This is a genomic window from Pseudomonas capeferrum, from assembly GCF_013523055.1.
Classification (GTDB): Bacteria; Pseudomonadota; Gammaproteobacteria; order Pseudomonadales; family Pseudomonadaceae; genus Aquipseudomonas; species Aquipseudomonas capeferrum_A.
The window spans coordinates 85,376-107,873 of sequence record NZ_JAAMQM010000021.1; the positions used below are offsets into that span (position 1 = coordinate 85,376).

Here is a 22,498-nt window from a genome sequence, read left to right on the forward strand (position 1 = left end):
ATCACGGCGAATGCGTTCGGTTCCTGGATAGGTCTCAGAATGTCGGCGGGGTGATCACCCAGATCACCACCGCATCCACTTCGCCAGGGTTGCCGTAACGGTGCGGCTCCTGGCTGGAGAAGCTGAAGCTGTCGCCTTCGCTCAACTGAAAATACCGCTCGCCAACCCACAGCTCGAAATTGCCGGCCAGTAGGTAACCCGCTTCCTCGCCGTCGTGGCTGTAACTCTGCTGGCTATAAGTGCCCGGCGGGAAGCGCGAGTGGAGGATTTCCAAGTGGCGGTTGGGCTGCGGCGTGAGCAGCTGATCGACGATGCCGTCTTCGTAATACACGCTCAGGCGGCTGTTCTTGCGTACCACGTAGCCGCTGTCTTCCGCAGCGGTGCAGGTTTCGCTGGCGAAGAACCATTGGATGGTCACGCCCAGGCTGCGGGCGATATTGAACAGCGCCGGGATCGACGGATAGGAAAGGTTACGCTCCAGTTGGCTGATGTAGCCGGCGCTAAGCTCGCTCTGCTTGGCCAACTCCGCCAGGGTCATGCCGTGGCGCTTACGCAGGCCGCGGATACGGGTGCCGAGAAACTGCGGTGCCGCGCCCCCGTCTTCGGTAGCGGGCGGCGTTGGGGGGGGCTGGCTCATGTGCGTCGGTCCATCGGGAAAGCGGCAGTATGACCAGCCTCAGAGCGCCCAGGCAACAGTCAGGCCGTCATGGATCGCCTCCTCAACGGTGCGCGGCGCCAGACAGTCGCCGATGCGACGTATCTCGACCAGACCTGCCAGCTCCTCGGCCAGGGTGTCTTCGGGCTGGTGGCCCAGGCACAGCACCAGGGTGTCGATGCCCTCGAAGATCATCGGTTCGCCGCTGGCGGTGTGCAGCAGGTAGACGGTGTTGTCGTCACAGCCGTAGAGCCGGGCATAGGGGGTGATCGGGATGCGCAGACGGTGCAGCTCGCCGGCCAGCTGGTCGCGCACGTACAGCGGCAGGTTCTCCCCGCAGTGGGTGCCGTTGACCGCCAGTTGCACCTGATGGCCGTCGCGCACCAGGCGCTCGGCGATGCCTGGGCCGATCCAGTCGCTGCGCCAGTCCACCACCAGCACCGAGCGGCCCAGGGTGGCCTGGTTGCGAAGGACCTGCCAGGCATCCACCACCTGCATCTGGCCGCTGCGTTCGAAATCCGGCCAGTAAGGCGTCGCGCCGGTGGCGGCGATCACCAGGTCGGGACGCTCGCGTTCGACCAAGGCACGATCGACCCGGGTGTTGCGTACCACGCGCACGCCAGCCAGTTCCATCTCCCGCTGCAGGTTGGTGCTGGTGCCACCGAACTCGCTGCGCCGGGGCAGCAGTTGGGCCAGCAGCACCTGGCCGCCCAGCTGTGGACTGGCCTCGTAGAGGGTGACATCGTGGCCCCGCGCCGCAGCGACAGCCGCAGCCTTCATGCCGGCCGGGCCGCCGCCGGCGATCATGATGCGCTTGGGGGCAAGGGTGAGGGTGAGCTTGCCGTACTGCAGCTCACGGCCAGTTTCTGGGTGCTGGATGCAAGAGATCGGCAGGCCGCGGTGGAAATGGCCAATGCACGCCTGGTTACAGGCGATGCAGGCGCGCACGTTCTCGACCTGACCACGTTCGGTCTTACCCGGCATTTGCGGATCGCAGATCAGCGCACGCGTCATGCCGCAGACGTCGGCCTGGCCGCGGGCGAGGATCAGTTCGGCTTCCTGGGGTTGGTTGATGCGTCCGGTGACGAACAGCGGGATATCCAGGCGCGCCTTGAAGGTGCCAGCTTCGCGGGTCAGGTAGGCCGCTTCGATGGCCATGGGCGGGACGATGTGCACCGCGCCCCCCAGCGACGCGGAGGTGCCAGCGACGATGTGCAGGTAGTCGATCTCGCGTTGCAGGACCTCGGCGGCGACCAGGGATTCGTCCTCGGTCAGCCCCTCAGGATCACGCTCGTCGGCACTGATGCGCAGGCCAACGATGAATTGCTCGTCGGTGGCCGCGCGCACCGCCGCCAGCACTTCGTGTAAGAAGCGCAGGCGTTGCTCAAGGCCGCCGTTGTAGCCGTCGGTGCGGCGGTTGACGCGTGGGTTGAGGAACTGCGCCGGCAGGTAACCGTGGCTAGCCACGACCTCCACACCGTCCAGCCCGGCCTGGTACAGGCGGCGGGCGGCGCTGGCGTAGCCCTGGACGATCTCGTCGATCATGGCCTGATCCAACGCCCGAGGCATGACCCGGAAGCGCTCGTTGGGCACCGCCGAGGCCGAATAGGCCACTGCTAGCAGGCCATCGGCCGTCTCCATGATCTCTCGCCCGGGATGGAACAGTTGCGATAGCAGCACCGTGTCGTGGGCATGGCAGGCTTCGGCCAGGCGTCTATAGCCGTCGATGCAGCTATCGTCAGTGGCCATCAGCACATGGGAGGTGTAGCGGGCACTGTCATGCACACCCGCCACCTGCAGCACGATCAGGCCGGCACCGCCTTGGGCGCGAGCGAGCTGATAGGCAATCAGCTCGTCATTGACCAGGTTGTCGGTGGGCAAGCAGGTGTCATGCCCGGCGGACATGATGCGGTTCTTCAGGCGTTTGCCACGGATCTGCAGCGGTTCGAACAGGTGGGTAAAGGCAGATGACATGCGTGCAGCTCCGGTCGGTTATCGCTGTTGTTTTACTCATCAAAGTGTAGCCACAGTAAAAAATCAACTTGTTTTTTTACTGGCGCCCGACTAGCGTTGAATTCACCCCCTGAGCCAGGGGCGAGACCTCACAACAACAAGAAAACGGGCCTGCGCCGCACCTGTGCAGGCACCGCAGGAGGAACCACCGATGCAAGCATTTCCTCGCAGGACCGGTTTGTGCGCAGTGCTTTTGGCCCTTGGCCTGGGCGGCGCGCAGGCGGCGCCCCAGATGGTCGTGGTTGGCTATGGCGGTGCCGGCCAGAAAGCCCAGGACGCGGCGATTTTCCAGCCTTTCAGCGCCCAGGACGGCAGCAAGTTGATCCAGAGCGAATACAACGGCGAGATGGCGCGGATCCAGGTGATGGCCGATACCGGCAATGTCGATTGGGACGTAGTGCAGATCGAAGGGCCGGACCTGATGCGCGGGTGCGAGGAGGGCATCTACGAGCGCCTGGACTGGCAGCAGCTTGACCATGCCGACGAGCTGGTCCCCGATGCCGCCCAGGACTGTGGATCGGCGGCACTGGTGTGGAGCGTGGCGATCGCCTACGACCGCGCCAAGCTAGCCCAGGCACCGACCTCCTGGACCGACTTCTGGGACGTGAAAAAGTACCCAGGCAAGCGCGGCCTGCGCAAGCGCGCGGTGTACAACCTGGAATTCGCGCTGCTGGCCGACGGGGTCAAGGTGGATGAGGTGTACAAGGTGTTGTCCACGCCGTCGGGGGTAGAGCGTGCCTTCGCCAAACTCACCGAACTCAAGCCCTACATCCAGTGGTGGGATGCCGGTGCCCAGCCAGCCCAATGGCTGGCCGCGGGTGACGTGGTAATGACTTCCACCTACAGCGGCCGCATTGCCGTCGCCGCTCTGCAGGGCAGTCCGCTGGCAGTGGTATGGCCAGGGAGTCTGTATGGCATGGATTACTGGGCGATCATCAAAGGGTCCAGGCATGCCGAGCAGGCACAGCGACTGATCGCCTATGCCAACCGTCCGGACACCCAGGTGCGCTATGTCGAGCAGATTCCTTATGGACCGACCAATACCCAGGCCGCGGCGAAGCTTGATACGACCTTGGCTAGCTGGGTGCCAACTTCGCCTCAGAATCTTGAGGGCGCGCTGGCGATGAACGTGGAATTCTGGGTGGATCATGGTGAAGAGCTGGAGCAGCGCTTCAACGCCTGGGCTAGCAGGTGATATGGATCTTCCCTGGGGCGCATGGCGCCCCCAACCTACCTCAGCCAGGACACCAACGATGAGCCCCGCCGAATGGAACCTACGTCAGGAACTGGCCGCCTGCTACCGGCTGATCGCGCACTTTGGCATGAGCGACCTGATTTTCACCCACATTTCCGTACGCCTGCCTGGCCCGGAGCATCACTTCCTGATCAACCCCTACGGCTTGATGTTCGATGAGATCACCGCCTCCACGGTGGTAAAGATCGACCTGCGCGGCAACCCGGTGGAGCCGGCCCCGTACCCGGTCAACCCGGCCGGCTTCGTCATCCACAGTGCCATCCACGGCGCCCGTGAGGACGCCCACTGTGTGCTGCATACCCACACCCGTGCCGGCTGTGCGGTGGCGGCCCTGGACTGCGGGCTGCTGCCCCTCAACCAGATCTCCATGGAGTTCTACGGCAGGGTCGGCTACCACGCTTATGAAGGCATCGCCTTGGACATGGACGAGCAGCAGCGGTTGGTGGCGGACCTAGGCGAAAATTCGGTGATGATCCTGCGCAACCATGGCTTGCTGACTGTCGGCAGTACAGTGGCCGAGGCCTTCCTGCGCATGTACTACCTGGAAAAAGCCTGCGAGATACAGCTTGCAGCGCAGCAGGCCGGGCAGGTAATCCTGCCGCCCCATGAGGTATGCGTGCATACGGAGCGACAGTTCAATGCACCGACGCGGCCGTTGAAGGAGGGGGAGTTGAGTGACCTGGATGGCATGCATTTGGCTTGGGCGGCTTTGTTGAGATTGCTGGACCGAGTGGCGCCGGGTTATCGCGACTGATTCAGACTTTTTGTTCATTCGCTCAAAACTTTGCAAGGATCATTGCTGATTACTGGCTGATCCGAGGAGTCGGAGTCGTCCATATAATGGACGTGGATAAATCGAGCAAGGCGGTGCTCACTCCGGCTGCTCGGGTTAGTGGAATGAGGGTGACCTATCCTCGGAATACTGGAAGCCACTAATCATCATGGAAAGAGAAGATGAGGGCCGACCGTGTCGTGCGGTTGGCAGCCGAGGTGATACGGGCAGCCCTTGCACTTGATGTATGAAGGACGGTCAGAACGCCTTGCCGATCGACATCACCACGGTGGCGGTGCAGACATCCTCGAAGCCCATGTAGTTGGCGCACTCAGCCTGGGACAGGTCGGTGTCGATGTAGCTCAGCGACCAGTCAAGTGACAGCATTGTACGGCTGAACTTCACCTCCCACTCTTGGTAGGCTCCACGGCTGCCGCCGTCGCCGGAGAACCAGCTGGGGTCCTTGTAGTCGTTGCGGCCGTAGCGCACCTGCAGGCCGGTGTCGTAGGGCAGTTGCGTAACATAGCCGATGTAGCTGTAGAGCATCGACTGGTCACGGTTGAAGTCGTCCGAGTAGTTGCCACCGAGTAGCACGCCCCAGGCACGCAATTCCATATGGTATTCGCCGTAGTTCAGAGCGCTCTGTCGCGGGTAGACGTACTTGATGTACGAGGTATCGAGGGTGACGTCGTCGCTGATCTGCCAAAAATGGCCGGCATAGTAGTCCTGCTCCTGGCGAGTGCGGCTCCCGAACCCGAAATCAACGTTGGAACTCCACAGACCGACATACAGGCCGCTTGAATGAAGCAGAGTCAGCGAGCCCTGCAGCGCGGGATCGTTCTGGGTCTGGGAGATGCCGCGAGTACGGTAGTCACTGAAGAGACCGGCCTTGGCCTCGAGGATGAAGTGCTCGCCGAGGTCGATGGCGTGGGCCAGCGGCGCACAGAAAAGAAGGCCGCCTGCGATGAGGTTGCGTGGGGTCATGGAGACGTTCCGTTTATTGTTGTTTTAGGTGAGGTGGAGGAGTGCTGGCGTGCTCGTGGCGCAAAGCCGACTCCGAAAGTGTGCTTTCCGAATCAATCAGGGCGGCTGGCTGTGTTCAGTCGGTGCCAGCTTCTTTCGCAGGCAAGCTGGCGAGGGCTTGCTCGCGAAAAGGGCTGCGCGGTTCCGGTAACTTAGCGAGCGTAGATCTGCTTGCCAGCGAACCAGGTCTGCACCACCTGTGTCTCGCGCAGTGCCTCGGGATCGACGCTGAGCACATCGCGGTCGAGGACGATCATGTCGGCCTGTTTGCCGACCTTCAGCGAGCCGACCTTCTGCTCCAGGCGCATAGCCCGGGCGGCATTGAGGGTATAGGCCTGGAACATGTCCTTGCGGTCGATGGCTTCGTTCGGGTTGAGCACGCCTTTGGGGCCCTTGCGGCTGACGGCCTGGTAGATCGCCTTCCACGGGTCCGGGGTGGTGATCGGCCAATCGCTGGCGCCGGCGATGATCGCGCCGTGCTTGAGCAGCGAGTGGGCCGGGAAGGTGTGCATGAAGGCCATCGCGTCCACGTACGGCTTGACCAGGTCTATGTTGGACGCATCGGCGCTGGCCCAGTACAGCTGCATCGAGGCGATCACGTCGAGGCCCTTGAAGCGTGCGTACTCCTTCGGATTGACCATCTGTAGATGGGTGATGGAGTGGGGGATACCGCTGTTGCGGTCATGCCGGGCCTGTTCGATGCCGTTGAGCGTCTCGCGCACCGCGCGGTCGCCGATGGCGTGCACATGTACCAGCCAGCCACGGGCATCGGCGGCGCTGACCAGCTCGCCAAAATGTTTCGGGTCCAGCAGCAGCTCGCCGCGTTGCCCGGAGTTCTTGTAGGGCTCGAGCATCGCAGCGCTCTGCGCCGGGATCTCGGCGACACCGTCGGCGAACACCTTGATGCCTGGCAGGGTGAGGTTGTGCACGCCGAGGAACTGCTGGCGCACTTTGTCCAGTTCGTCCAGGTCGGCAGGGCGGGCCTTGGAGTCAGCCATCAGCAGGGCGGCGACGTGGGCGGTCAATTCGCCCTTGTCGGAGAGCTCCTTGTAGATTGGCAGTACGCCCAGCGAGTTGTTCTTCACATCGGCCCCTGGCAACTCATTGCTCAAGGGGTCCATCCAACCGGTGATGCCTAACTGCTTGGAGTGTTCCAGAGCCATGCGCCCAGCGCTCATCAGTGTGTCGTGGAGCAGTGGCGGCAGCAAGTCGCTCACCGGGTAGTAACTGGCATCGACGAGGAAGCCGTTGGGGGTGCCGTCCTTGTGCTGGCCGATGGTGTTGCGTGCTTCGACTGGCAGCGCCGCGATCGTCCTGGCATCGACCCCAGCGCGCTTGAGCATGGCCTGGTTGGCCCAGCCGGTGTGCATGTCATAGGCAGCGAAGAGCATCGGTTGCTCGGCCCATTCGCCGTGGTTGAAGCGCTGTTCCAGGGCAGGGATGTCATTCCAATAGGTCGAAGGCAGGCCGCCGATGCTGAGAAACTCGCCGCGGCGTGCCTTGCCATCGTCGCGCCACTGGCGCAGGCGCTGTTCCAGTTCGTCGAGGGGGATCTCCTCGCCGGCCAGGTTGGCCAGCTCCATCTGCAGGCCGCCCTTGATGGCGTGGGAGTGGGAATCGAGCATGCCCGGCATCAACACCTTGCCACCCAGGTTGATGACTCGCGTCCCCTCGGCCTTCAGACGCAGCACCGCCTGGTCGGAACCGACTGCGACGATCTTCTCGCCTTCGACGGCAACGGCCTGCTGCAACGGCTGACCTGGCTCGGCGGTATAGACCTTGGCGTTGTGCAAGATCAGATCTACCGCTGCCATGCCGGGAAGCGACGTGAATGCCACCCCGGCGCTGATTGCAATTTTCAACAGCTGCTTCATTCGGTGCCTCGTTCTTGTTGTGATTCATCGGCAGCCTAGCGAAGGCGCAAGGGCGATTAAATGCGAAGACAGGCACAACTTTTTTTGCCCTCTGGAACAAATGCGTTATCCAAGATTGCAATGACGCAAGCGTCTGTCCGGACTGCACCTATTCATATCCTCATGATTTGCCAGCTTGATGAAAAGGCGCCGATACTCACCGCCCTCTCGCAGGCTCGAATGTGTGCCGAACAGGAAGACACCATGGACAAAATGACAGCGCTGACCATCTTCGTCGCTGCGGCCGAGCAAGGCAGTTTCAGCCGCGCAGCCGAACAGCTGGGCAAAACGCCGTCGGCCATCACCAAGGCGGTTGCGCATCTGGAAGCCGAACTGGGCGTGCGCCTGTTTGAGCGCACCACGCGGCGTATGGCTCTCACCGAAGCTGGCAGCTTGTATCTTGAGGGCGCCCGCCAGGCGCTGATGCACTTGCAACGGGTCACCGAAGAGGTGGAGCAACTGCAGCATGAGCTACGCGGCACGCTGCGCATTACGGCGCCACCGTCGTTCGGTCCGGCCTTTCTCAATCAGGTCTGTTGCCGGTTTATGCGCGAGCACCCGCAGGTACGGCTGGAGGTGAACCTCAACGATGCCAACGATGACCTGATCGATGGCGGCTACGACCTATCGCTGCGTGACGGTCCCACCGACCAACCCGAGCTCATCGCCCAACCCCTGATCGAAAACCGCGTGATCCTTTGCGCCAGCCCCGAATATCTTGCCCCGCGTGGTGACTCGATTACCTTGGAGAATTACGCTCAGCACGACTGGCTGCTGCTGCGCCATCCGCTGCTCAACCGCAGTTTTTGGTGGGTCGAACGCGATGGCCAGACACTGCGCGTGCGCCAGCCCACACCCAAGCTCGTCAGCGACAACTTCGACTTCCTGCTGGCCTGCTTGCTCGATGGCCAGGGGCTGCAGTTCATTCCCACCTGGTGCGCGATACCCTACCTGGCCAAGGGACAGCTGGTGGAGGTAATGCCGGATTACTGGCGGGCGTTGAGTGCGTTTGGACCCTGGGTCCATGTGCTGTACCTGCCGCATCGCCGCAGCACTCGCAAGGTGCAGACGTTTATCGCGCTATTGCATGAGCACCTGCGTAGTCAGGGTCTGTGAGCGAGGACGCGAGACACAATTGTTCCGCCCAGGCACAAAAGTTGTGCGGCGGGTGGCGATGATTGGCTGAGTGGGACTGGTTAGGCTTGCTCTGGTCGCTAACTACAGCCCGCTGTATCAGGAGCCCCCGCAGTGAAGATCCATACACTCGTCACCGAGACCCGCAGCCCGCTCGAGCGCGGCCGCCAGATCGGCGAGCGCTTCGCCGAGCAGATCCGTCACACCACCAATCTGTACCTGGACTTCTTCCCACGAGTAGGTGTCACCGTGCGCGAGGCACAGCGTATCGGAGAGAACAGTCTGGCAGCGCTGGAGGCCTGGAGCCCGGACCTGGCCAGCGAAGTGATCGCCATGGCCTGCGCCGCGGACCTGCCGCAGTGGCAACTGGCGAGCTTGAACGCCCGTACCGAAGTGCTGGCGGCGCGCGCCCGTCACAGCGAGTGCTCCACCACCGTGCATGCCCCACGCGGTCCGCGCGCGCCGCAGACCCTGCAGACCTGGGACTGGCATGACAGCCTTTGCCCACATGGCCTGATGCTGGCGCTGCATACCGCGCGCGGCATGCACGTCAAGCTGTTCTGCGAATTCGGCATGCTGGCCAAACTCGGCGTCAACAGTGCCGGCCTCGGTCTGCACTTCAACATCCTCCACCACATCAGCGACAACGATGGCGGCGGGGTGCCGGTGCATGCTATCGCCCGGCGTCTGCTTGAAGAGGCCAGCAGTGTCGATGAGGCCATCGAGCTCGCGCGCTCGGCGAGGGTCAGTGCCTCTACGGTACTGACGGTGTTCTCTCGCGAGGACAGCAGTCCGCGGGCTGCGAGTATCGAGCTCAGTCCTGCACGCACAGAGCTGGTGCTGCCGCGTGAGGATGGCTGGCTACTGCACACCAACCACTTCCTCGACCCGCGCCTGAGCCTGGGTGAGCAGGTCGCCGACCGCGCCGAAACCCAGTGCCGTCTGGGCCATTTGGAGCAGGTGATTGGCCAGATGGACAGTACCGATCTGCGCGCCCGTGCCGAAGCCATGTGCGGTGCGGACGGCGATAGCGCGCCGATCTGCTTCCACCCGGACATGACCATGCCCGACACCGAGCGTTGGCAGACCTTGCTCAGCGTCGGCATCGACACCGAGCACTGCCGTCTGGAGTACGTGGCGGGCACGCCGCTGCAACTGGCCAAGGCTGGCTTCGAACGTTTCTGAGCCCACCCGGTGCCGCTGCCTGTGCGGGGCGGCATCCGAACAACGAGAACAACAACAATGCATGCGCAACCCGCCAACCCTGCTTCTTTCCGGTCTGCGTTTCGGACCTTCTGCGTATCCGGCCTCGGCACGGCTTTGGAGTTTTACGACTTCATCATCTACGGCACCGCAGCCGCTCTGGTTTTTCCACAGGTGTTCTTCCCCGACATGGATCACCTGACGGCCACCCTGGTGGCTTTCAGCGCCTTCGGAGCCGGCTTTTTCGCACGGCCCCTCGGCGGCCTGGTGTTCGGCCACTACGGCGACCGCATCGGCCGCCAGAAAGTCCTGGTGACCACCTTGCTGCTCATGGGCTTGAGCACGTTCCTCATCGGTTGCCTGCCGAGTCACGCCAGTATCGGCGTGGCCGCGCCGATACTGCTGGTGCTGCTGCGTCTTGTCCAAGGCTTCGCCGCTGGTGGTGAGTGGGGCGGCGCCGCGCTGTTTGGTCTCGAGTCCGCGCCGTTTGGCAGGCGGGGGTTATGGGGCAGCTTCACCAGCATGGGTATCGGGGTCGGCGGTATTCTTGGCGCGGCGGTGTTCGCCATCGTCAGTGCGGCCGCCAACGATAACCTGGTGGACTTCGCCTGGCGCATTCCGTTCTGGTTGGGCGGTAGCCTGGTGCTGATCGGTCTGTATGCTCGACTCAAGGCTCCAGCGCTAGATGCAACGCCGACATCCAAGCCCGTACGCGCACCGCTGGCCGAGGCGTTGCGTCAACGGCCGCGGCAATTGCTGTTGTGCACCGGGATTGCCTTCGGCTATTGCACCATCGCGTACATTGGCAGCACCTTCTTCCTGACCTACGCCACCCAGGTTGGCTATGGCAGCACCCAGGCGCTGATGTTCGATTTGACGTTATCGGTCGCTATCGTGCTGTCGGCACCACTGTTCGGTCATCTGTCGGACCGTCTGGGACGGCGTACAGTGATGGTATTCGGCGCCTTGATCATGGCCCTTGGCCTGTTCGCTTTCTTCGCGCTCGTTGAGATGAGGAGCTTTGCCATCGCCCTGTTCGCTTACAGCCTGACCGGTGCCCTCATGGGCGCGACACAGGGGCCGATCCCGGCATTCCTGGGTGAGCAGTTCCCGCGCAGCATGCGCTACTCAGGGATTTCAGCCAGCTACCAGGTCGGCGCTGCCTTGGGCGGAGGTACGGCTTCGAGCATTGCCACGGCGATTTTGATCCTCACTGACAACAACCCCATAGGCGTGGCGATATATGGCGCCGGGGCGTTGCTCTTGGTCGCGATATGCTCGCTGATGCTCAAGGAAACCTCGCGCCTAACCATGGCGCAGATTGATGAGCAACCCTTGAACGATACCGGGCAGGCGGTGCTGACTGGGCGTTGATGCCTTACCCGAATCGAAGCAATCATCGGCGCCTGCCCGAAGGCTGACAGGGCCTCGGCGAGACACCGACTTGCTGCAACGTGCAAAGGCTGCGCGGCAACATTCGTCCCTGGCTTCGGACAGGATGCTGCGGCAGCTGTTGGCCGTGCACATGAACAGGACTCGCGCGGGTTACTCCGTCCGCTTTGGCCGAAAGCATTCCTGGGTGAGAATGGATCTGAGCAGAGGAACCACCCATAGGGTGGTTCTGGCTTGTCCGGCGAAGCAGACGTGCTGTTTAACTCAACCTACTATCTCTGCTCGGCTGTATTCACCATCGATCAATCGCAAGATAGCTAGCGGGTAGCATTCTGCAGAGCGGGGGGAGCAACTCATCGGGTAGTAAGTACATTATGGACGTAAGTAAATCGAGCAAGGCGATGCTCACTCCGGCGGCCCGGGTTAGTGGGATGAAGGCTTTCTATCCGCGTCCGGAATAAAACTGCGAACCCATTATTAGATTCATGGATGTGTCTGGCTGCAGCCATCGCTGGTTATTCATCCCACCGCCCAACAGAAAATGATCGACGGAGAGAGGGTAGGGTTGAGAAGTTGTGCAAAGAGATCAGGCAATGGAGTCCACCTATTTTTAAGTGAACACCATCACACTTAGGGGGAACGGGTAGATGACTTTGCCGGACGGTTATTCTGAAACGTCTTGATAGAGGGCTTTTTCACGACTGATCATAAGGTCAGCAAGGAACCAGTACGCTTGGCCCCAGGCGTTTAGAACCTCATCAGTAGCTGCGTCACCCAGCACATCCTTGATTGCCGGCAACAGAGCGTTAGCGACGGCTGGATAATGCTCTGCTTTGATATGGGTAGCCACGTGGCGGGCACAGATATTATTTACGGCACTGTCAATGGCCTCGAGCCTATCCACATTGTTCGCGAAGGCGAGGATTGCTGCCGCCAGACGCTTGGGTTGTTCGCCGGATTTGTGCGCCGCCTCGTCGAACAGCGCCTTGATTTCCGGATCAATGAACAGACGCTCATACATCCGAGTAGTGATCTCAACTCCATGTTTCTGCAGCGCCGGCGCTGTAGATTTGATAATGGCGATGGTTGCAGGAGAAAGTGGTTCGCTCATAAGTCACTCCGCTTCAGGCTTATAACGGTTCATTGACTCTAGCCCAGACCTGTTGCTTTCGATAGTAGCGCCTAGGGACGAGCTCCGAGATACCGCCAGATCGAGCAGCAGTGTTCGAGACGAATAGCGTGCCCTCGCTGTTCAAGTGGTTCAGGAATTCCTGCAACCCGGAACAACCATCTCTAGCGTTGCCATCAGCCACAGCATCGATTTTTACTTTATGCCTTGGCGGCCGGTGAACTGCGCAAGGAGCTGCTCCTATGCCTGCGCCAAAGCAAGACGATGCGCAGATCGCGACCTGGCGGCGTGGGTCGACGCGGCCAGGTTCTCGAGAGGGACAGCATTCATATGTCCCCGCCGGAGATCGAGGACTGGCTGATGCCGGGGCATTGGGAAGGCGGCCTGATCAAGGGCAAGGCCGACACCTCGTCTGTAGGCACGTTGGTGGAGCGCACTCGTCATTGCGAAACCTACCTCAAAATTTCCGCCCCAGGCCAATTACCTCATCCGCTCCGTCCAGGGTCACGGTTACTGTTCGTCCTGAAATCAGTTCAAAGCCCTGGGGCACCTCGTCAATGGCGATCCGCACGGGTACGCGCTGCGCCAGGCGGACCCAACTGAAGGTTGGATTGATGTTGGCCAGCAGGGTGTTCGAGGTGGAGGTGCGCTCTCGATCCTCAATGCCTGCGGAAGTACTCTCGACATGTCCGAATAAAGACCGGTCCTCACCCATGACATGAACGGTCGCGTGGGCGCCCGGCTGGATGCGTGCCAGCTTTGTTTCTTCAAAGTAACCGGCCACATAAAAGCTGTCGCTGTCGACCAATGCCATCAGCGGCTGGCCGGCTGTCGCGTAGGCGCCGGGTCTGAGGGAAAAGTTGGTGACGATGCCATTGACCGGAGCCTGTACTTCAGCTCTATCCAGATTGATGCGGGCCAGGTTCAGGTCTGCAATGGCTTGAGCACTTTGGGCCCGAGATTCTTCCGCTTTGGTTCGCCGTTCGTCACGCTGCTGTTTAGAGCCGGCATTTCCCAATGCCATATACCGTCGGTTTTCGCGTTCTGCGGCGTTGAGGGTGGCTTGCGCGGTGGCAACGGCGGCTTGCGCTTGTTCCACGGCATTGCTCAGGCGAACCTTATCGACGGTAAACAGCAGATCGCCGCGCCGCACCCTTTGATTGTCCCGGACATAAACGGCCTCGACTCGGCCCGATACATCGGCGGCCAGCGACACGACATCGGCGCGTATCTTCCCATCGCGGGTTTGCGGCGCGTATGTGTAGTAACTGTAGAGATACCATAGGACCAGGGCCGCCAGAAGAGCGATGAACACCGTCAAGGTGGTTTTCAGAAGCGATAGAAGTTTTTCTCGGTTCATAGTTACCGACTGATTTTCAAGGTGACGTGAGTGCGCGTAGCGTGATGAATGCCACACCGATGAGCAGAAGGAAAAGAGAGGTATCGAATATCGCGCGCTGATAAATGTGACGGTAGAGTCCAATTGCTTCCAGTAATTTCGAAACGATCAGCCGGCCGAAAAAGGCTGCAACCAAGCATAGAAGTAGCGGCGAAATGAACACGCCGGCGATGTTGATTTCTCCAATCATGGCGCAGGTACCCAGGCGGGAGATTGAGCAAACAGGGAGACTCTCAGACCGACCAGTGCCTGAGTCGCGTTTGAACACTCGAGTGTTGGCCGTTGGTGCCAGAAGAGTGTGAGCGTGCCATCGATGAGAGCAAGCAGTTCGTTCGATGGCTGTGGACGGTCGATTTCCATGCGGACGCGGTCAAGTAGGTGCTCAATGGAGATTCGCAGGCGGCTATTCAGTGCGGGGGAGGCCATGTTCAGCTCAGCTACATGCACACCTACGCTCAGGCGTGTCAGCAACCTCACGCTGCGATCAATTTGCCCCGCCGCCGCGAGACGGGCGGTAATGGATGAAATGCGATCAAGGGTGCGAGCCAGATAGGCATCGCGTTTTTTCTGGCTGGCTTTCTGAGTCAGTTGGCTGATTTCCAGGGTTTCCATCCGTACAAAGCGTGATAGCGCATGTTTCGCGCCCAGGGTGCGGAACAGGCCGGAACAGAGAAACGCCGTATAGATCCCGAGCAAATTGGCAAATACGGATTCCAGAAAACTGGCGAAATCGAGGGGCGTGTACTGGCCCTGTAGATTGATCGAGCTAAGTCCCAGAGCGAGTATCAGAATTGCCATGGGATTGGTGGCCGCCCATACGCCGAGAGGCAGCATGAAAATCCCCATCATCAACACGAAGGTGGGAAAGTCATGGGCCAGCGGCAACAACCCGTAGCAAAGGAAGCCAACGAGCGTGAGCGAAAGCAGGCCAAAACGTCCGAACATACTGATGGCGCGTCCAGGCTCGTCGCCGCCGCCGAAAAAAGCCAGGGCGACGGTGCCCAACAACACTGTATTGGGACCTTGATGCCAGCCGGTCGCCGCCCAGAGGCTGCACAGTAAAACATACGTGGTGAGAATGGCGGCGGCAATGCGCAATGCCAAGTCCTTGTCCGGGGCTAGCGCAAAAGCAATGGTATTGCCGACCTGCCTTTGCAGCGCCGGATCGAGCGTCCGAGCACCGTCCAGTGCGGCGTCGATAGTTCGCACCTCGCTCCAGATAGCCAGCAATTGGGTGAGCAACTCTGCCAGGTTTTCATGAACAAGCAACTGCCAAGGCTGTTGCTCATCTGCCATCAAGGGAAGCGCGTAAATGTTCTCGGACAGGTTTTTCGCTGCCGTGTCGCCCGCTCGAATGGCATTCAGGGCTTCGGCGAGGGAGGGCGCGAGCGCCGAGGCTTCGTCAGCGCCGAGGGCAGTGATACGGGTTTCGATTGCCGATAACAGAGGAACGAGGCGCAACAGGCGCTGTTGGATGGCCAGCGCGTATTGGATGTCCTGGCGTGGGACCGTGGGGTCGTAGTGCAATTGGGTGAGCATCAGCGACAGGGAGGTGATGTCGCGGACGGTCTGTAGCCGATGATGGGCGACAGTGCTGGCGCTGTCGCCGGTTTTTCCTTCCAGCACATCGACGATCCAGCTCTCGACGTCGGCCAGCCAGCGATGCAGGTTGCTGCGTAACGTATTTGCCAGCGAGCGAGGGGCAATAAGGCTGTCCACCAAGGTGCTTAATGTGATGCCAATACAAATCTCACAGATCCGGGCGATTACTGTGTCAAACATCGTTTCTGGATGATCGACTCCGGCCACCGCAACCAACATCAAGGTGATGGCAAACAGTTGAAACCCATAGCTGCGCGGCGTTCGGTCGAGAAAAGCACAGCCGAAGGCGGCGGTCGCCACCAGGCCGGAGGCTACAATAAGGAGCAGTGGCGTACTGGCGAAAAGTCCGACCATGGCGAGGGTTACCACACCGGCACAGAGCGTGCCGCTAAAGCGATACACCGCCTTGGATCGAATCGCCCCCGTCATGGGGTTCATGACCACGCAACAGGTCACTACCGCCCAGTAAGGCTGGGGCAGCCCGATTTTTACGGCAATGACAAAAGAAAGCATGGCTGCGATAAACAACTTTATCGAAAACAGCAGTGCTCCTGGAGCCATAGTCACGGAAGTTTGGCCCATGACTGTTTCAGGTGTTCGTAGGCCCGCTCTTCGAACTGTCGCAGAACACGTGTAGTGGTTTCGATATCCTGTGCAGGAATGTCTCCGAGCACGGCGGCACGCATATCGGCAAGTGCTTGCTCCATTTTCACCGCCAGGCGGCGTCCTTCAGGGAGGATGTGAACCGCTCGGACCCGACGGTTTCCTGGTATTTCGCGGCGTTGGAGCAAGGTGGCTGCTTCTGCTTGATCGAGAGTGCGCACCATAGCCCCCGGATTAACCCCTATCTCTTCAGCCAGCACCTTTTGCTGCACCCCGTCGCCGAGGCGATGGACCAGCAGCACCGCTGTAGCCAGCGATACTGAAAGTCCGGAGTCAGCGAGAGCTACCACAGCGGCCTGTTGCCAGGCGCGCCTGACGGGCTGTAGAGCGTTGGTCAATGCGTAAAGAGCTGCGGCTGAATGCGGCAATGTATTTTTCCTGTTCAAAGTGTTCGTGCAGAGTGTGGTCAGGGGAAAAGGTTATTGAGTTTAGAGAGCAATCGTTGCTTAAGCAATTAAATGTGCGTTTTTCGTTCAGTCTCAGTAGCGAGGGAACACTGTCTTCCGGAGGGGGCGTGCTATGGTGAAAACACCTCTTCGCTCTGGACCTCTTCTATGCGCCATACGCAATTCGCGCGCTCTACAGCACCAGTTAGGTCCTAGGTTCAGGAATCGTTTGTGCGAACGAGACGGCCGATCCTGTGTCACACCCACACTTGAATTTTCGAGTCCGTCACCAGAGGTAAATTTATGATTCCGTTTTTGAAGACATCTGTGACGAGCGCTGTGCTCGCTGCCATGGTGGCCATGCCCCAGGTGACGCAGGCGGCGCAGGATCTTTCGGCTCAACCACTCACCCCAGGCGCCATGAAGCGCGTTGGCACGATTGACGAACGCTATCAGTCATACAATGTCGAGATGTTAGAGGTGACCGGCGGCAAATTCTGGAAACCGTACAAGGAAATTGGAACGAAGGCTGGACAAGCTTCCGCTGCTTCGAGCAGTGAAATCCAGAACGACGATGCACCTACTGGAATGGATCCCGGCCTCTATCAGTACCGCCCCCCGCTTGACCTCACTAACAAACGGTTGCGCGCAATGGCTCAGGCCCTTGGGCCGGCCTACATGCGGATCAGCGGGACATGGGCCAACACGACCTACTTCGCCGACACAGACACGCCGCCCAAGGATCCACCCCAAGGCTATGGTGGTGTGCTTACACGTCAGCAGTGGCTGGCGGGAATTGATTTTTCACGGGCAGTAGACGCACCTATTGTCACTTCGATGCCAACAGGCGTCGGCACGCGTGGGGCGGATGGTGTCTGGAAGCCCGACCAAGCCCGCCGTTGGCTCGCGTTCACCAAGGCGCATGGTGGAACCGTCGCCGCAGTCGAATATATGAATGAGCCCACGATGGCTTCAATGGGCGGCGCCCCCGAAGGCTATGATGCGGCGGCGTTTGGCCGTGACTACCGGGTATTCGACGCATTCATGCGCAAAGAATATCCGGACACGAAGCTCCTTGCTCCAGGCTCTGTCGGAGAAGCGAATGCTGACTGGGCCGTCGCAATGGGCGGGTACGGAAATCAGAAGGTGCTGCCAGCGGCCGAGCTTGCTGTTTCGACAGGGGAGGCCGATGCATTCTCCTATCACCACTATGGCGCTGCATCTCAACGCTGCACCGCTATGGGTCATCAGACCAGCGCCGATCAGGCGCTATCCGAGGACTGGCTGGGCCGCACCGACCAGACGCTCGCCTACTATCGGGGCGTGCGCGACAAGAGCATGCCCGGCAAGCCCTTCTGGAACACGGAAACGGCAGACGCAGCATGCGGTGGCAATCCTTGGGGCGGTACCTTCCTGGACACCTTCCGCTACCTGGACCAGCTCGGTCGACTCGCCCGTCAGGAAGTGGATGTCATCTTCCATAACACACTGGTCGCCAGCGATTACGGACTCCTGGACGAAAACACTTTTGAGCCCAAGCCCAACTTTTGGGGTGCGCTGCTCTGGCGCCGCCTGATGGGGACGACGGTGCTGGACACGGGATTTGTTAACCGGGCGGGCATGCACGTTTATGCGCATTGTTTGCGCGACGTGCCCGGTGGTGTAGGGATGCTCGTCCTGAATACGGACCGCCAAAAGACCCGCTCGCTTAACCTCCCTGTCGCGTCAAACCGCTACACGTTGGCCGCAGCCAACCTGACAGATAAAGCTGTCTCGCTGAATGGTACGCCCTTACGGCTGGGTGCCAACGATGCGCTTCCAGCGATGGAAGGCTCCGCGACTGCTGCAGGAGAACTCGCTTTCGAGCCTGGCAGTATCACGTTCCTTACCGTTCCATCTGCGAAGAATCAAACCTGCCAGTGAGCGCGCACTGCCTCCGGTAGGCAAGTCCATTCTTAACCACCCTATATGCCGTCCGGCACCTTGTGCCGGACGGCTAGAGCTCGCCAAGGACCTCCCCGTTGCTGATACCGGCCAAAGCATTGGCATGGGCAGCTGTGCCCGACACTGGGCGTTATCGCGATCAACTCTGTTTTGCTGATGTCGATGTTCAAATTTTCCATGCGCTTGCAACCATTGCCTAGGCAATGTTACATATTGGACATGAACGCCCAACCCATGCCATCCATTCCCAACTGGCCGCGCCCTCTATAGCGCAAGGATTCGAACATGTCTGCACGTGTCCCTCTCAATGTCCTGGATCTGGTAAGTGTCAGTGAAGGCCACAGCCTGGATCAGGCGCTCGACGCCTCGATCGCCAGTGCGAAGCTGGCTGACGCATTGGGCTACAAACGCTTTTGGTACGCCGAGCACCACAACACGCCACTTTTAGGTGCCAGCGCAACGGCTCTGCTGATCGCCAGGGCGGCCGAGCGGACCCAGCGCATCCGGCTGGGTTCGGGCGGCATCATGCTGCCTAACCATGCGCCGCTGATGGTTGCGGAAGAGTTCGGTACCTTGGCGCGCTTCTTCCCGGGGCGGATCGACCTAGGTATCGGTCGTGCGCCTGGGACGGACGGATTGACCGCGTCGCTACTGGGTCGCTCCGGCTCAGACTCGCAGTCCATCTCACGCAGCATCTTGGACCTGACTGGCTGGTTCGGCGATGACGGCATGGGCAAGAGTGCTCCGGTCTCGGCTGGTGTCGCCGCCGGCACGCACGTGCCGATGTGGATCTTAGGCTCCAGCGTCGAGGGCGCCTCGATCGCCGGTCAGCTTGGCCTGCCGCTCGCGGTGGCTTCGCATTTCGCCCCTGACGATGTAGAGCAGGTGCTCAGGGTCTATCGATCTTCGTTCAACCCGAACGCACCGACCGCGCAGATCGAGCGGCCCTACGTGATGGCAGGAATCAATGTCGTGCTGGCGCCTACCGATGCCGAGGCGCAGCGCCAGTGGACCACAGCCCAGCGCATGATCATCGGCGTACGCAGCGGTAACCGCCAGGCGCTGCAGCCACCGACCGACCCCACGCAGTTGTCTCCGGCGCAGCACGCTTTCGCCGACTCTTTCCTGCGCATCAAGGCGGTCGGCAGTCCGGAAACCGCCGTCCGCCAGTTGCAAGCCTTCGTCGACGAGACCGGCGCCGATGAACTGATCACCGTGACCTATACCTACGATCCGGCCGACCGTCAGCAATCGCTGCGTTTGCTGGCAAAGGCCTGGTTCCCTCACAGCCAGGATTCCCAAGAGACTTTCGCATAAGAGCAGATGTTTGCTTGAGGCTCGAAGAAAACCCGTCGTTCCTATGTTTTGGTCTACACCAACAGCCACTTATCGGACTTGACAGCGGTGGTTTACGACCTCAGCCCCAGCCGGGCCGGAGAGCATGCTCGCAACTTCCTGAAAGACTGGACGGGCAAGCTGGTCTGTAATGATTTTGGCGGCTACAACAAGCCAGTTTCGAGAGCAAGAAGTCTGGAAAGGTCTCTGGTTCTCGTAGCGTCGAGCGACAGGCTGCGGTAGCGCTAGACCCGCCTTGGCGTTATGGAGACCCTGCCGCGCAGGGCCTCCTCTTGGCTTATTTCAATTTGAAGGCGATGACGCTGTCGCCCAATGTCGTTCCCAATGAACCATGGCCACCGGCAGAAATGACAATATACTGGCTGCCATCCTCACCCAAATAGGTCGACGGAGTCGCTTGTCCACCGGCAGGAAGTTCATATTGCCACAGCTGTTCCCCGGTGTTGACGTCATAGGCCCGGATGAAGTTGTCGGCAGTCGCTCCATGGAACACGAGGCCTCCTGCTGTCAGGAGCGGGCCGCCATGAGCGACCATGCCCATTGGGAAACCGACAGGAAACGGCATAGGCAGGAAAGAAGTCTTCAAGTTCTTGCTCGTACCGATGCGTCGCATCCACTGTGTCTTACCGGTCAGCAGGTCAACGCCTACCATGCGTCCCCATGGTGGCGCGAGGCAAGGAATGCCGAGGCTGGATGCAAATTGCTGGATATGGATGGCGTAATCGCCTTCGAAGTTTTCGTTCCAGTAGGGCGTGTCTTCCTTGGTGAACAGGCGCTTGAGCTGAGTGTCGGCCTCGCGCTTGATCAGGGTGTACTGGTAGGCCAGGCGAACCGGCGCACCTACGGCAATCTGGCGCTCGGGATCGACTGCGATCGAACCCCAGTTGAAGGAGCCTATGTTGCCAGGGAAAATAAGGGAGCCTTTTTCACTGGACGGGGTCCATGGATCACCCGTGTAATTCAACTTGTTATAGGCGATTCGGCAAGCCATCTGATCGAAAGGGGTCAGGCCCCACATGGCGCTTTCTTTCAGTGTCTGCGGAATGAAGTTGAGACGGGAAACCGGCTGGGTTTTCGCGAATCGTTCACCCGGTACGCCCCCCTTGTCAGAAACGTTCACCTGATCCACAGGTACGATAGGCTCGCCCGTCAGGCGATTGAGCACGAAGATGTTGCCTACCTTCGTCGGCAGAAGAATCGCCGGCTGCTGCTGCCCTTGCGGACCGAGATCCATGATCGAAGGTTGCGACGGGTTATCTCGGTCCCAGAGATCGTTATTGGAGGTCTGGAACTCCCATTTCAAAGCCCCAGTCGTGAGGTCCAATGCGACCAGCGCATCGCGGAACCGCTCGACGTTGCTGCCTTCGGTGCGTTGCAGCCCCAGTTCATCAGGAGAGGCATTGCCAAAGGGCACGTAGACCAGGTTGTTCTTGAGATCAGCGCTGAGGGTGCCCCAAGCGACGGGGGTATCTTGCTGATACTGGCCAGCCGGGTCTATGGGAGCCGTTTGATCAGGAGTGGCAGGATCAAAGTTCCAGACCAGCTCACCGGTGATGACGTTGTAGGCACGAATCACGCCGGGCGGGTTGCCGCTGTGATAGCCGTTATCCATCACCGAGCCGCCGACCACCACCAGGTTGCCAGCTACGAGGGGAGCCGCCGTCTGCATCAGTGCATGCGGTCGAATCGGCCCCATGTTAGCGGTTAGATCGACCACACCGTCCTGGCCGAAATCGGCGCAACGCTGGCCACTGTCGGCATCGAGGGCGATCAGCTTGGAATTTGCGGTTGCGGTGATAATACGCTTTTGGCATTGGCCGGCAGACGCAGACGCTTCATTGCTGGCCGCCGAATAATAACTGACGCCGCGGCAGGTCTGATGTTGCTGCAGGTACGAGCGCTCTTTTTCCGGCTCGAATTTCCACTTCAACTTGCCCGACACTGGGTCAAGGGCATGAACTTCATTGTGTGCAGTGCACAGATAGAGAAGGTTGTTGACCTTGAGCGGCGTGGCCTCGAAAGTGTATTCGCTGGCGTCTTTATCCGAATCCCGAAGATCACCGGTGTGATATTCCCAGGCAACCTCCAGATCCTCGACGTTCTTGGCGTTTACCTTGTCCAGTTTCGAGTACCGCTGTCCTTCATTGGTGCCACCATAGGCAACCCAGTCATCGGACGGCGCATCGCTCTTTTGGCTGGTCGCGGCATTAGGCATAACCCCTTCCTGCGGGTACGGGTCATAAAACATAACCCCGATCACCAACGCGAGCATGACCGCTACCGTCCCACCCAAGACCGGATGGAAGGACTTGCTCTCGCCCGCGTACAACGAGCGCGTCACCCACGGCAGCGCCAGCCAGAGGCCAATCAGCGCGAAGATATTGCCGCGCGGGATCCACTGCCACTTGTCGAATCCTACCTCCCATATGATCCATATCAATATGGCCCACATGACGGCCGCATAGAATATCAACGCTACTCGTTTGCGAGCCCAGAGCAGCGCGGCGGTCAGCAGCAGGGAGACGGCAATGAGGGCATAGGCTGGCGAGCCGCCAGCAGCAACGAGCTGCCCTCCCATATATAAGGTTGCAAACCCTATAAGCGCCAGGACTATGGCAGTAATTCTAAGTATCATAATTCACCTATTTTGAGGTCCAGG

Annotated in this window: 17 protein-coding genes and 3 pseudogenes; 9 read left to right on the plus strand and 11 right to left on the minus strand. The window is 60.2% G+C overall.

The features are described 5' to 3' along the window. Nucleotides 1-34: 34 nt before the first annotated feature. Complete coding sequence (locus G7009_RS21895; protein ID WP_181132190.1) at nt 35-637, minus strand: helix-turn-helix domain-containing protein; 603 nt, start codon at nt 635-637, stop codon at nt 35-37. Nucleotides 638-676: 39 nt separating this feature from the next. Beyond that, nucleotides 677-2,629 carry an oxidoreductase gene (locus G7009_RS21900; protein ID WP_181132191.1) on the minus strand — a complete coding sequence of 651 codons (1,953 nt, stop codon included), beginning with the start codon at nt 2,627-2,629 and terminating at the stop codon, nt 677-679. A gap of 190 nt (nt 2,630-2,819) precedes the next feature. Here G7009_RS21900 and G7009_RS21905 point away from each other — a divergent pair, with 190 nt between their 5' ends. Beyond that, nucleotides 2,820-3,863: an ABC transporter substrate-binding protein gene (locus G7009_RS21905; protein ID WP_181132192.1), complete on the plus strand. Its 1,044-nt coding sequence runs from the start codon at nt 2,820-2,822 to the stop codon at nt 3,861-3,863. Nucleotide 3,864: 1 nt separating this feature from the next. Then, nucleotides 3,865-4,677 (plus strand): class II aldolase/adducin family protein, encoded by an 813-nt coding sequence (locus G7009_RS21910; protein ID WP_258198024.1) that lies wholly within the window; start codon nt 3,865-3,867, stop codon nt 4,675-4,677. Nucleotides 4,678-4,953: 276 nt separating this feature from the next. On the opposite strand, the gene G7009_RS21915 is transcribed toward G7009_RS21910, so the two are convergent. Both G7009_RS21915 and G7009_RS21920 read right to left on the minus strand, forming a co-directional pair. Continuing rightward, nucleotides 4,954-5,679 (minus strand): TorF family putative porin, encoded by a 726-nt coding sequence (locus G7009_RS21915; protein WP_181132194.1) that lies wholly within the window; start codon nt 5,677-5,679, stop codon nt 4,954-4,956. Between the two features lie 191 nt (nt 5,680-5,870). After that, entirely contained in the window at nt 5,871-7,592 is a 1,722-nt protein-coding gene (locus G7009_RS21920) for an amidohydrolase (RefSeq protein ID WP_181132195.1), read from the minus strand. Nucleotides 7,593-7,835: 243 nt separating this feature from the next. Between G7009_RS21920 and G7009_RS21925 the strand changes: the two genes are divergently transcribed. The 3 genes from G7009_RS21925 to G7009_RS21935 all read left to right on the plus strand — a co-directional run bounded on the left by G7009_RS21925 (nt 7,836) and on the right by G7009_RS21935 (nt 11,342). Continuing rightward, on the plus strand, nt 7,836-8,747 hold the full coding sequence (locus G7009_RS21925; RefSeq protein ID WP_181132196.1) for a LysR family transcriptional regulator: 912 nt from the start codon (nt 7,836-7,838) through the stop codon (nt 8,745-8,747). 132 nt (nt 8,748-8,879) lie between these two features. Further along, a complete protein-coding gene (locus G7009_RS21930) occupies nt 8,880-9,950 on the plus strand; it encodes a C45 family autoproteolytic acyltransferase/hydolase (RefSeq protein WP_181132197.1) in 1,071 nt (356 codons plus the stop codon). A gap of 57 nt (nt 9,951-10,007) precedes the next feature. Then, entirely contained in the window at nt 10,008-11,342 is a 1,335-nt protein-coding gene (locus G7009_RS21935) for an MFS transporter (protein ID WP_181132198.1), read from the plus strand. Between the two features lie 58 nt (nt 11,343-11,400). Here G7009_RS21935 and G7009_RS21940 read toward each other — a convergent pair. Further along, nucleotides 11,401-11,495: pseudogene (locus tag G7009_RS21940) on the minus strand (arsenate reductase ArsC); the annotation flags it as partial. A 529-nt stretch (nt 11,496-12,024) separates the two neighbouring features. Beyond that, nucleotides 12,025-12,471 (minus strand): globin domain-containing protein, encoded by a 447-nt coding sequence (locus G7009_RS21945; protein WP_181132199.1) that lies wholly within the window; start codon nt 12,469-12,471, stop codon nt 12,025-12,027. Between the two features lie 216 nt (nt 12,472-12,687). On the opposite strand from G7009_RS21945, the pseudogene G7009_RS21950 reads away from it, so the two are divergent. Then, nucleotides 12,688-12,927, plus strand: a pseudogene (locus tag G7009_RS21950) (IS30 family transposase); the annotation flags it as partial. A gap of 19 nt (nt 12,928-12,946) precedes the next feature. Here G7009_RS21950 and G7009_RS21955 read toward each other — a convergent pair. From G7009_RS21955 to G7009_RS21970, 4 genes are read right to left on the minus strand one after another with little or no spacing between them, the layout of a single operon-like run. After that, on the minus strand, nt 12,947-13,849 hold the full coding sequence (locus G7009_RS21955) for an efflux RND transporter periplasmic adaptor subunit (protein ID WP_181132200.1): 903 nt from the start codon (nt 13,847-13,849) through the stop codon (nt 12,947-12,949). Between the two features lie 16 nt (nt 13,850-13,865). Further along, nucleotides 13,866-14,078 carry a DUF1656 domain-containing protein gene (locus G7009_RS21960; RefSeq protein ID WP_181132201.1) on the minus strand — a complete coding sequence of 71 codons (213 nt, stop codon included), beginning with the start codon at nt 14,076-14,078 and terminating at the stop codon, nt 13,866-13,868. After that, nucleotides 14,075-16,072 (minus strand): FUSC family protein, encoded by a 1,998-nt coding sequence (locus G7009_RS21965; RefSeq protein ID WP_181132202.1) that lies wholly within the window; start codon nt 16,070-16,072, stop codon nt 14,075-14,077. Before G7009_RS21965 ends, G7009_RS21960 begins: the two co-directional genes overlap by 4 nt. Beyond that, nucleotides 16,054-16,521, minus strand: a complete 468-nt coding sequence (locus tag G7009_RS21970) for a MarR family winged helix-turn-helix transcriptional regulator (RefSeq protein ID WP_181132203.1) — start codon at nt 16,519-16,521, stop codon at nt 16,054-16,056. Before G7009_RS21970 ends, G7009_RS21965 begins: the two co-directional genes overlap by 19 nt. A gap of 321 nt (nt 16,522-16,842) precedes the next feature. Here G7009_RS21970 and G7009_RS21975 point away from each other — a divergent pair, with 321 nt between their 5' ends. The 3 genes and pseudogenes from G7009_RS21975 to G7009_RS21985 form a co-directional block, all read left to right on the plus strand. After that, entirely contained in the window at nt 16,843-18,462 is a 1,620-nt protein-coding gene (locus G7009_RS21975; protein WP_181132204.1) for a hypothetical protein, read from the plus strand. A gap of 306 nt (nt 18,463-18,768) precedes the next feature. Then, on the plus strand, nt 18,769-19,800 hold the full coding sequence (locus G7009_RS21980; RefSeq protein WP_181132205.1) for an LLM class flavin-dependent oxidoreductase: 1,032 nt from the start codon (nt 18,769-18,771) through the stop codon (nt 19,798-19,800). Nucleotides 19,801-19,818: 18 nt separating this feature from the next. Continuing rightward, a pseudogene (locus tag G7009_RS21985) lies at nt 19,819-19,986 on the plus strand (IS66 family transposase); the annotation flags it as partial. Between the two features lie 130 nt (nt 19,987-20,116). On the opposite strand, the gene G7009_RS21990 reads toward G7009_RS21985, so the two are convergent. Then, the gene (locus G7009_RS21990) at nt 20,117-22,474 is read right to left on the minus strand and encodes a membrane-bound PQQ-dependent dehydrogenase, glucose/quinate/shikimate family (protein WP_181132206.1); all 2,358 of its coding nucleotides are present in this window, start codon (nt 22,472-22,474) and stop codon (nt 20,117-20,119) included. Nucleotides 22,475-22,498 lie beyond the last annotated feature (24 nt).

Excerpts from the sequence above, each read along its gene's own strand:
- G7009_RS21960 (WP_181132201.1), bottom strand. The coding sequence starts at position 14,078 with ATGATTGGAGAAATCAACATCGCCGGCGTGTTCATTTCGCCGCTACTT.
- G7009_RS21905 (WP_181132192.1), top strand. The coding sequence starts at position 2,820 with ATGCAAGCATTTCCTCGCAGGACCGGTTTGTGCGCAGTGCTTTTGGCC.
- G7009_RS21980 (WP_181132205.1), top strand. The coding sequence starts at position 18,769 with ATGTCTGCACGTGTCCCTCTCAATGTCCTGGATCTGGTAAGTGTCAGT.
- G7009_RS21920 (WP_181132195.1), bottom strand. The coding sequence starts at position 7,592 with ATGAAGCAGCTGTTGAAAATTGCAATCAGCGCCGGGGTGGCATTCACG.
- G7009_RS21965 (WP_181132202.1), bottom strand. The coding sequence starts at position 16,072 with ATGGGCCAAACTTCCGTGACTATGGCTCCAGGAGCACTGCTGTTTTCG.
- G7009_RS21990 (WP_181132206.1), bottom strand. The coding sequence starts at position 22,474 with ATGATACTTAGAATTACTGCCATAGTCCTGGCGCTTATAGGGTTTGCA.
- G7009_RS21910 (WP_258198024.1), top strand. The coding sequence starts at position 3,865 with ATGGATCTTCCCTGGGGCGCATGGCGCCCCCAACCTACCTCAGCCAGG.
- G7009_RS21935 (WP_181132198.1), top strand. The coding sequence starts at position 10,008 with ATGCATGCGCAACCCGCCAACCCTGCTTCTTTCCGGTCTGCGTTTCGG.
- G7009_RS21900 (WP_181132191.1), bottom strand. The coding sequence starts at position 2,629 with ATGTCATCTGCCTTTACCCACCTGTTCGAACCGCTGCAGATCCGTGGC.
- G7009_RS21895 (WP_181132190.1), bottom strand. The coding sequence starts at position 637 with ATGAGCCAGCCCCCCCCAACGCCGCCCGCTACCGAAGACGGGGGCGCG.
- G7009_RS21975 (WP_181132204.1), top strand. The coding sequence starts at position 16,843 with ATGATTCCGTTTTTGAAGACATCTGTGACGAGCGCTGTGCTCGCTGCC.
- G7009_RS21945 (WP_181132199.1), bottom strand. The coding sequence starts at position 12,471 with ATGAGCGAACCACTTTCTCCTGCAACCATCGCCATTATCAAATCTACA.
- G7009_RS21925 (WP_181132196.1), top strand. The coding sequence starts at position 7,836 with ATGGACAAAATGACAGCGCTGACCATCTTCGTCGCTGCGGCCGAGCAA.
- G7009_RS21915 (WP_181132194.1), bottom strand. The coding sequence starts at position 5,679 with ATGACCCCACGCAACCTCATCGCAGGCGGCCTTCTTTTCTGTGCGCCG.
- G7009_RS21955 (WP_181132200.1), bottom strand. The coding sequence starts at position 13,849 with ATGAACCGAGAAAAACTTCTATCGCTTCTGAAAACCACCTTGACGGTG.